This window comes from Colwellia marinimaniae (assembly GCF_002207865.1).
Classification (GTDB): Bacteria; Pseudomonadota; Gammaproteobacteria; order Enterobacterales; family Alteromonadaceae; genus Colwellia; species Colwellia marinimaniae.
On sequence record NZ_BDQM01000335.1, the window covers coordinates 1 to 261 of the forward strand.

Genomic DNA, 261 nt, shown 5'->3' on the forward strand with positions numbered 1-261 from the left:
AGGATGACCAGGCCGCACGCCAGCACCTGCCAGGCGACGCCAAGCCTGCCTGCGTAGCCGACCACCAGGACGATGACCGGCAGGAGGAAGTAAAACTTGAACTCCACCGGGATCGTCCAGAGGTGCGCGTACCCCGTGCGCATCAGTGCCGCATCGAACAGGTCGGCTGAGGAATCGATGCCGGCGCTACCGGCAAAGAAGTAGATGCACACCGCAAGCCAGTACATCGGGACGATTCTGGCGAAGCGGCCGATCCCGTAC

1 pseudogene is annotated in these 261 nt (G+C 63.2%); it reads right to left on the bottom strand.

Features of this window, described 5'->3' with window-relative positions:
• Window positions 1-261 (bottom strand): annotated as a pseudogene (locus tag MTCD1_RS21385) (hypothetical protein); the annotation flags it as partial.